Here is an 8,378-nt window from a genome sequence, read left to right as displayed (position 1 = left end):
GGAGAAGCGGGGGGCGGGAGCGGCCTGGGTGAGCCCGTCGCGGGTGACGGTCGTGGCCCGCGCCGCGATGTGCGGATGGCCGGGCACCTCGGAGAAGGAGAGGACGGGCGTCACGCACGCGTCGGTGTCGGCGAAGGTCTTCGCCCAGTCGTCCCGCGTCCGGGTCGCGAACACCGAGGCGAGGACGGCCTTGAGCTCCGGCCAGCGCTCCCGGTCGTCCTGCGCCGGCAGCTCCGTGTCCGCGAGGCCGAGTCCCTCCAGGAGCGCGGCGTAGAACTGCGGCTCGATCGCACCGACCGCGACATGGCGCCCGTCCGCGCACGTGTAGGTGTCGTAGAACGGGGCGGCCCCGTCGAGCAGGTTGACCTCGCGCTCGTCGGCCCAGGCGTCCTGGGCGAGCAGGTTCCAGACCATCTGCGAGAGCAGCGCGGCCCCGTCCGTCATCGCCGCGTCGACGACCTGCCCCCGCCCGGACCGCTGGGCCTCCCACACTCCGGCCAGGACGCCGACCACCAGGAGCATGGATCCGCCGCCGAAGTCCCCGACGAGGTTGAGCGGGGGCACGGGCCGCTCTCCCGCGCGCCCGATCGCGTGCAGCACACCGGTCAGCGAGATGTAGTTGATGTCGTGGCCGGCGCGCTGGGCCAGCGGACCGTCCTGGCCCCACCCCGTCATCCGCGCGTACACCAGGCGGGGGTTGCGGGCGTGGCAGTGCTCCGGGCCGACCCCGAGGCGTTCGGTCACCCCGGGGCGGTAGCCCTCGATCAGGACGTCGGCCCATTCGACCAGCCTCAGCACGTCCTCCCGGTCATCGGGGTCCTTGAGGTCGGCCGCGACGCGGCGGCGGCCGCGCAGCGTCGGGTCCCGGTCCTCGGCTCCGACCTGGAGGCCGCCCGACGGCCGGTCCACCCGGACGACGTCGGCGCCCAGGTCGGCCAGGATCATCGCGGCGTGCGGCCCGGGACCGATGCCGGCGAGCTCCACGACCTTGAGTCCGCTGAGGGGTCCTTCTCGGTGCACGCTGTTCTCCTTGCTCTCGGGTGGGTCGGCGGGAAGCGTCCCCGGCATGGACCGGAGGGCGGAGCGGTCAGTCCTGGTCGAGGTGCGCTCGCGCCAGGTCGGTCCAGTGGTCGGTGGTCGAGGCGAACCGGCGCGGATCCTCACCGTCGTCCATCGCCCCGGAGTCGAACCGCATCGCCGTGCGCAGGCACAGGCACGCCAGCCGCCAGGCGGCCAGCGAGCGGTAGAGGTTCAGGGGGCCGAGTCCGGCCCGGGACGTCCGGGCGTAGACCGCGATCGCCTCGTCCTCGGTGATGGAACCGGGCGCCGCGGTCGGCGCCGTCACGCCGAGCATCGCGCCGGGCGGCGGGTTCCAGTAGTTCAGGAGCATCCCGAGGTCCGCCAGCGGCTCACCGAGCGTGACCAGCTCCCAGTCCAGGACGGCGCGGACGGAGCCGTCCGCGCCGGTGATCGCATTGCCCAGCCGGTAGTCGCCGTGGACGATCCGGCCGGCGGCGTCCCGGGGCAGCCGGTCCGCGAGCTCGGCTCCCAACCGGCCGAGGCGTGCGGTGCGGCCGCCGTCGAGCGGGGACTCCAGCGCCTCCAGATCGGCGAGGACGGCGCGGAAGCGGCGCAGCTGCCGGCCGTTGTAGTCGGCGCGCGGGCCGAGGTCCCCGAGCCCGACCGCGTCCGGTTCCACCGCGTGGAGCTCGGCGAGCACCGAGACGATCTCGACGGAGGCGCGCCGCAGGCCGGCGGGGGCGAGCACCCGCCGCGCCTGCTCGGCGCTGCCGAGCACGACGCCTTCGACGAAGTCGGTGACGTGGCAGGGCGCACCGAGCGGGTCCGCCGCGCCGCCGGTCAACCGGACGCGGGGGACGGGCACGGCGGTGTCCCGGAGAGCCGCCATGGCGCGGGCCTCGCGTCCGGCGTCGTGGGCGCGGCCGCCGGAGTGGCCGGCCGGGGCGTGGCGGAGTGCCCACGCGTGACCGGCCCGGTCGGTCACGCGGTAGGTGAGCATGCTGTAACCGCCGGCGATCCTGTCGAAGGAGAACGGGGGTTCCGCCTCGGGCAGGCCGGCGCGGAGCCAGTCCGCGACGTCCCGGGGGACGTGCTCGACCAGCGGGGGAGCGGTCCCGCTCATGGTGTCCCGCCGGCCTGCCGCATGCCGAGCGGGAGCCCGTCGGCCAACTGGTCGAGGATCTCGACGAGGCCGAGGCCGGTCCGCCCGTCGCCGGTCCTGAACTCGTACGCCGAGTAGCCGATCCGCGTGTCCAGTGCCGATCCGTCGTCGTCCCGGCGGTGGTGGCGCAGAGGGAAGAACCGGTGGGGGGTCGTGGCCGTCGCCGTCAGGGTCACCGGGCCGTCCGGTGTCGAGAGCGCGATCACGACCTCCTCGCCGAAGCCGTCGCCGGTCCAGCGGACGCGCATGTCGTCGAGGCCGATCTCGGTGAGCGCGCCGTCCTTCACGAGGGCGGCCTGCCTGGTCGTCCCACCGGTGCGGTGCGCCACGACGAGTGCCATGACCTGCGTTCCGTCGTCCAGGTTCGCGATCGCCCAGCGGTACCGGCGCGGTCCGGCCCAGTCGCGCGGCCCCCACGAGTGGTCGCGCAGTCCGCGCCCGTCGACCTCGATGCCGCGGCCGTCCACGGTGATGGTCCCCCGCATCGCGATGAACTGCTCGAAGTGCCCGAGCGCCATCGACTCCTCGACGTAGTTGGCCGGGTCGTCCCCGTTCGTGCCGAACGGCGGTCCCTGGCCGCGGACGTCGAGGTCGATCCGCACGGCGCGGCGCGGCGCCTCGCGGAAGGCCGACGACGGCGTGGTGAGCACGCGCGGGTCGGCGAACGACGCGAGCCGTCCGTCGAAGGCCAGCCGCTGCCGCCGGAGCGGCTCGACGATCTCGACGGTGAGGTCGCCGGCGGTGAGGCCGCCGGGGGCCGCGGACAGGCGCCGGTAGTCGAAGAGCGCCTCGCCGGGCAGGAACAGCATCACCCCCGCCTGGGCCGCCGGCCGGTTCTCCTGGACGGCGACGCGAAGCCAGCCCGCCACACCGCTCTCCGGGCAGGCGAAGTTGTAGTAGGTGCTCTCGTTGTACGCCGGATCGCCGTCGGCGCGGTGCCGGTACTCGTGGTGCGGTTCGATCTGCTCGACGAACATCGACACGGCGTGCCTCCTAAACCAACTGACTGGTTGACAACCTAGAAGCGGGCCCTGCCCGGGTCAAGGAGCGCGCGGGACCGGGGACGCTCCTGCTCGGTTCGCCGCCGTGGTCGTCGGCGGACCGGACGCCCTCACCGCCCCGGGGTACGGCGAGCGGGGCACCCCGGAAGGGACGCCCCGCTCGCCGGACAGCCGCGGGCTCAGCCGGGCGGGACGACCATGCCGTCCTTGACCGGGCTGTACGGCACGAAGACGAAGTCCTTCGGCGTCACGTCGGGGAAGTGGTTCTCGCTGGAGAAGCCGACGGGCATGACGTAGTTCGGCATGTCCTCGGGCTCGGCGCTCTCCACCGCCTCGGCCATCTTCTCGGGGTCGAAGCCCCCCGCGAGGTCGGCGGCGTACGCGGCGAGCATCACGTCGTCGTACGCCACGAGGTAGGTGTTGATCGGGAAGGGCAGCTTGCCGCCCGCCTCCTTGAGCACGGCGTCGTAGAAGGTCTTGAACGCCTTCGACTCCGTCTGCGGCGTGCCCTTCACGTTCGCGGCGAGCTGCTGGAACTCGATGCCCTCGAACGCCGACGGATCGGCGATGTCGGCCAGGTTGTTGGCCGAGAAGGTCTGGGCCGAGTACGTCGGGATGTCGACGCCGAGCTTGGTCCGCGCCGAGACCACCGCGGTGGCGCCCGGGAAGTAGCCGGCGAAGATCAGCGCGTCGGGGTTCCCGGCCAGGGCCTGCTGCAGCTGCGCCGTCGCGTCCACCGCGCTCGGCGGGACGCCCACGAAGGTGGCCTCGATGCCGGCCTCCTTGAACGCCGGCTTCGCCACCTCCTCGAACGCCTGGCCCGAGGAGTCGTCGGAGTCGACCACGCCGACGCTGGTGTGGCCCTTCTCCTTGAGCTTCTGCACGAGGCTCTCGGTGTAGTCGGGAATCGTGTGCGCATTGCCGAACACGAGCGGGTACTTCTTCGGATCGTTGAAGGTGTTCGCCGTGAAGTGCTGGGACACGAACACGCCGGCGTTGGAGAGGATCGGGATGCCCGCGGGGATCTCGGCGGCGCTGCCGGGAAGGACCGCGTGGGGCTTCCCGGCGCTCAGCAGCTCCTGGATCTTCGCGGCCAGCTGGTCCGGGCTGCCGGCGTCGTCGGTGATGTCGACCTCGATGTCCTTGCCGAGCACGCCGCCGTTGGCGTTGACGACCGCCGCGGCCGCCTTGTTGCCGACGGACATGGCCTGGCCCACGGGCGCCACCGGGCCGCTCAGCGCCTGGAAGACCTCGATCTTCATCGGGCCCCCGGACCCCGATGACGTTCCGCCCTCACCGGAGCCCCCGCACCCGGAGGCGGCGAGCGTCGCGACGGCGGCCGCCGCCGCCAGCCGAATCCAGTTCGACCTCATGGGCCACCCCTCCTGATTCATACAAATGATCATATACCTCTATATGATTCGGATATGTGACCGTAGCCACACCGCGGAAGCCGAGTCAAGGGCTGCGGTCCGGTGACCAGGTGCGGACGGTGTCTCTGCAGGGATCGGAGGTTTCCGGCCGGCGCCTGCCCCCGGCGAGGTCGAGCCCTTCGGTGTTAGGGGAGTTCCGCTAATGATTTAGTTGATTTAGATGTCGTGTGCGACATATGGTGCCGCCACCAGCGCGGTCCGGCGACCGCGGAACCGTCGTACGGCAGGGGCTCTCATGACGATCGTGTGGGCGGGGTTGTCGTTGGGCGCGGTCTACGCGCTCATCGCCATCGGTTACAACATCACGATGACGTTCGGGGGCGTCTTCAACCTCGCCCACGGCGCCTTCGTGGTCCTCAGCGCGTTCTTCTCCTGGTTCGTCATCGCCGACCAGGGCTGGCCGTGGTGGACCGCGGCGCTCCTCGGGGCGGCGGGCGGCGCCCTCCTGGCGGGGATCGAGGAGCTGGTCGCGGTGCGCCCGGTGCTCCGGCGGGAGAACGGTCACGCACTGCTCGTCACGACGGTCGGCGCGTTCGTGGTGATCGAGGGGATCCTGATGGCCACCTGGGGCGAGGAGCCCAAGTCGATCCCGTTCTTCGGAGGTCAGGAGGCGCTGACCCTGCTCGGCGGCCGGGTCGCGCGGGTGGACCTCTGGCTGATCGCCGTAGCGGTGGCGGCCGGAGTCGGGCTGCACCTGTTCTCCCGCCGCAGCCTCTGGGGGCTGGCCGCACGCGGCGCGACCACCGATCCCGACGCCGCCAAGCTGCGCGGCGTCAACGTCGCCGCGCTGCGCACCGGGGCCTTCGCCCTCGCCGGGGCGCTCGCGGGGCTGCTCGGTCCGCTCGTCACACCGAAGACGGGCGCGAGCGTGGGCATCGCGATCACCCTCACGGTGTTCGGGTTCGTGGCGCTCGCCGTCGGCGGCTTCGGCAGCTTCCCCGGATCGATCGTCGGCGGCCTCGTCATCGGGCTGGTGCAGAGCTACAGCAGCCGCTACCTCGGCGTCGAGTACCCGCCGCTGCTCCTGTTCGTGCTTCTACTCGCGGTGCTCGTCGCGCGGCCCACGGGCCTGTTCGGCCGGCGCGGCCTGAGGGCGGTGTGACCATGGCGGACAGGCTTCGTCCACTGCTGACCGGGACGCCCCTTCTCGCGGTCATCGGCTTCGCCGTCGTCCTCATGCTCCCGGCGATGGGACTCGACTTCTACTGGCAGCGCCAGGTCATGCTGATCGCGGTCTACACCCTGATCTGCAGCGGGCTCAACCTCAGCTTCGGGTACGCGGGCGAGCTCGCCCTGGGGCAGGTCGCCGTGTTCGCGTCCGGCGCGTACGTCGCCGCGGTGCTCTACGACCACGGCCACACCGACATTTTGCTCGCCTTCCTCGCCGCGGCCGCGGTCGCCGCCGTCGCGGGCCTGATCTCGGGCGTCCCGGGACTGCGGCTGAGCCACTGGTCGCTGGCCCTCGTCTCCTTCTTCTTCATCCTGCTGATCCCCAGCCTGGTGTCGATCTTCGAGGAGCAGACCGGCGGCAGCGCCGGGCTTCCCGGAGTGATCGGCCCCACGCTCTTCGGTCACCAGCTCCTCGGCGCGGACTTCTTCCGGCTCGCGATCGCCGTCACGTTCGTCTGGATGCTGGTCTTCCGGAACATGGTCGTGTCGCGGTTCGGCACCATGCTCCGCGTCCTCGCGTCCAGCCCCACCCTGGCCGAGACCATGGGCGGCTCGGTCTACCGGCTGCGCCTCCAGGCGTACGTGCTCGGCGCCCTGCCCGCGGGGATCGCCGGCGTCCTCTACACCTACATGACGGGCTTCATCAGCCCGGAGGCCTTCACGATGACGCTGACCATCGCGTTGCTGGCCGCCACCGTGCTGGGCGGCGCGGACAGCGTGTGGGGGGCACCCGTCGGGGCCGCCGTCCTGGTGCTGGGACCGCTGCAGGCGGCGTCCTTCGAGCAGTACTCGACCGCGGTGTACGGCGGATTCCTGGTCGTCGTCGGCGTCGTTTTCTCGGCGGGGCTGGCGGGCATCGGCCGGCGGCTGCTCCGCCGGTTCGAGGTGCGCCGGTTCAAGCGGCGCCCGACCGTGGACGCGCCCGGGGCCGGGACGGGGAAGGGCGAGCTCACCATCCCGGGCGAGCAGCTCCGGATCACCGGCGTCACCAAGGCGTTCGCCGGCCTCAAGGCGCTGAACGGGGTCGACCTCACCGTCGAGCCCGGGACGATCACCGCCGTCATCGGCGCCAACGGCGCGGGCAAGACGACGCTGCTGAACGCGGTGTCCGGGGTGCTGCGCCCGGACACCGGGAGCATCGGCCTCGCCGGCCGGGAACTCACCGGGCTGCGGGCCGGCAAGGTCGCGCGGGTGGGCGTCGGGCGCACGTTCCAGACACCGCTGATCCCCTCCGGCATGTCGGTGCTGGAGGTCGTCGAGACGGGGCGGCTCCGGCACGGCGGGCTCGGCGTGGTCGGCGCCGTCCTGCGGCTGCCGCTCTTCTACCGGGTGCGGCGGCACGACCGGGAGGCGGCCCTGGCCGCGCTGGCGTTCGCCGGGCTGGAGCGGCGTGCCCACGAGGCCGCCAACTCCCTGCCGCTGGGCACCCGCAGGCTCCTTGAGGTCGTCCGGGCGGTGGCCGGGGAACCGCACGTCCTGCTGCTCGACGAGCCCGCGGCGGGACTCGACGACGACGGCCTGAACGAGCTCGCGACGCTGATGCGGCGCACCCGGGACGCGGGCGGGACGGTGGTCCTGGTCGAGCACAACGTGCCGTTCGTCATGGACATCGCCGATCACGTCTTCGCCATGGAGCTGGGCGAGGTCATCGCCTCCGGGACGCCGGAGGCGGTCCGCCGCGACCGGCGGGTCATCGACAGCTACCTCGGCCGCCGGGGCGAGGATCACGGGCCGCCCGGGACGGCGGGGGCGTCGTCCGCGCCCGCCGGCGGGACGGCGTCCAGCGGAACGGAGGTCGGGTCATGAGCCGCCCGGTCGAGAACGGACCGACGCTCGAGGTCTCGGGCCTGTCGGTCGCCCACGGTGACCTGGTCGCCGTCTGGGACGCGTCGCTGACGCTCCGCCCCGGCGGCGTGACGGCCCTCGTCGGGCGCAACGGCGCGGGCAAGACCACGCTGCTGTCGGGGATCAGCGGGCTGCTGCCCGTCCGGTCGGGGACCGTGACGCTCGACGGCGAGGACATCGGCTCCCTGCCCCCGTGGCGGCGGGTCGCACGGGGGATGTCCGCGGTCCAGGAGGGCAAGCGGGTCTTCCGCGACCTCAGCGTGCGGGAGAACCTGGTGCTCGGCCTGCGCGGCGGCGGCGTCCGCCGCGCCGCCCTGGGAACCGAGCTGGACGCCCTCTACGAGCGGTTCCCGATCCTCGGCGAGCGGCGCGCGCAGCGTGCGGCCGACCTCTCGGGCGGCCAGCAGCAGATGCTCGCGATCGCCACCGCCCTGGCCGCGAAGCCCGGCGTCCTGCTGGTCGACGAGCCGTCGTCGGGACTGGCCCCGGTGTTCGTCGACCTGGTGTTCGAGTGCCTGGAGCGGCTGCGGGACGACGGCCTCGCCATCCTGCTCGTCGAACAGCTCGTCGAACAGGTCCTGGGCGGGATCGCCGACGAGGTCGTCGTGCTGGAGCGCGGGCGCGTCACCCTGCGCGGCGCGGCGGCGAACCTGTCGGTCGAGGACGTGGCCGAGAGCATCTACTCGTCCGGCTGACACCCGGGGCGCTAAAACATCTATATGATATAGATCCTACATTCGATCGACG

General features: G+C 72.5%; 7 protein-coding genes. 3 read left to right on the top strand and 4 right to left on the bottom strand.

Annotated features, from left to right (window positions below; genetic code table 11):
* From E1281_RS13465 to E1281_RS13450, 4 genes are all read right to left on the bottom strand, one after another.
* Nucleotides 1-1,020, bottom strand: a 1,020-nt coding sequence (locus tag E1281_RS13465) for a CaiB/BaiF CoA-transferase family protein (protein WP_243716926.1), incomplete at its 3' end; no start/stop codon positions are given.
* Between the two features lie 67 nt (nucleotides 1,021-1,087).
* Complete coding sequence (locus E1281_RS13460; RefSeq protein ID WP_131877934.1) at nucleotides 1,088-2,143, bottom strand: phosphotransferase family protein; 1,056 nt, start codon at nucleotides 2,141-2,143, stop codon at nucleotides 1,088-1,090.
* Entirely contained in the window at nucleotides 2,140-3,165 is a 1,026-nt protein-coding gene (locus E1281_RS13455) for a hypothetical protein (protein WP_131877932.1), read from the bottom strand. Before E1281_RS13455 ends, E1281_RS13460 begins: the two co-directional genes overlap by 4 nt.
* A 197-nt stretch (nucleotides 3,166-3,362) precedes the next feature.
* On the bottom strand, nucleotides 3,363-4,556 hold the full coding sequence (locus tag E1281_RS13450) for an ABC transporter substrate-binding protein (RefSeq protein ID WP_165958911.1): 1,194 nt from the start codon (nucleotides 4,554-4,556) through the stop codon (nucleotides 3,363-3,365).
* Between the two features lie 295 nt (nucleotides 4,557-4,851).
* Here E1281_RS13450 and E1281_RS13445 point away from each other — a divergent pair, with 295 nt between their 5' ends.
* The 3 genes from E1281_RS13445 to E1281_RS13435 are packed head-to-tail and all read left to right on the top strand — an operon-like array spanning nucleotide 4,852 to nucleotide 8,326.
* Nucleotides 4,852-5,718 (top strand): branched-chain amino acid ABC transporter permease, encoded by an 867-nt coding sequence (locus E1281_RS13445; protein ID WP_165958910.1) that lies wholly within the window; start codon nucleotides 4,852-4,854, stop codon nucleotides 5,716-5,718.
* A 2-nt stretch (nucleotides 5,719-5,720) separates the two neighbouring features.
* Nucleotides 5,721-7,592, top strand: coding sequence for a branched-chain amino acid ABC transporter ATP-binding protein/permease (locus tag E1281_RS13440; protein WP_131877926.1), 1,872 nt, complete (start codon nucleotides 5,721-5,723; stop codon nucleotides 7,590-7,592).
* On the top strand, nucleotides 7,589-8,326 hold the full coding sequence (locus E1281_RS13435; RefSeq protein WP_131877924.1) for an ABC transporter ATP-binding protein: 738 nt from the start codon (nucleotides 7,589-7,591) through the stop codon (nucleotides 8,324-8,326). The genes E1281_RS13440 and E1281_RS13435 overlap by 4 nt, the downstream gene beginning before the upstream one ends.
* Nucleotides 8,327-8,378: the final 52 nt, after the last annotated feature.

The sequence above is a fragment of the Actinomadura sp. KC345 genome (genome assembly GCF_004348515.1).
Lineage (GTDB): Bacteria > Actinomycetota > Actinomycetes > Streptosporangiales > Streptosporangiaceae > Spirillospora.
Note: the sequence above shows the minus strand (reverse complement) of the source record. Positions and strands in the feature narration are given on the sequence as shown.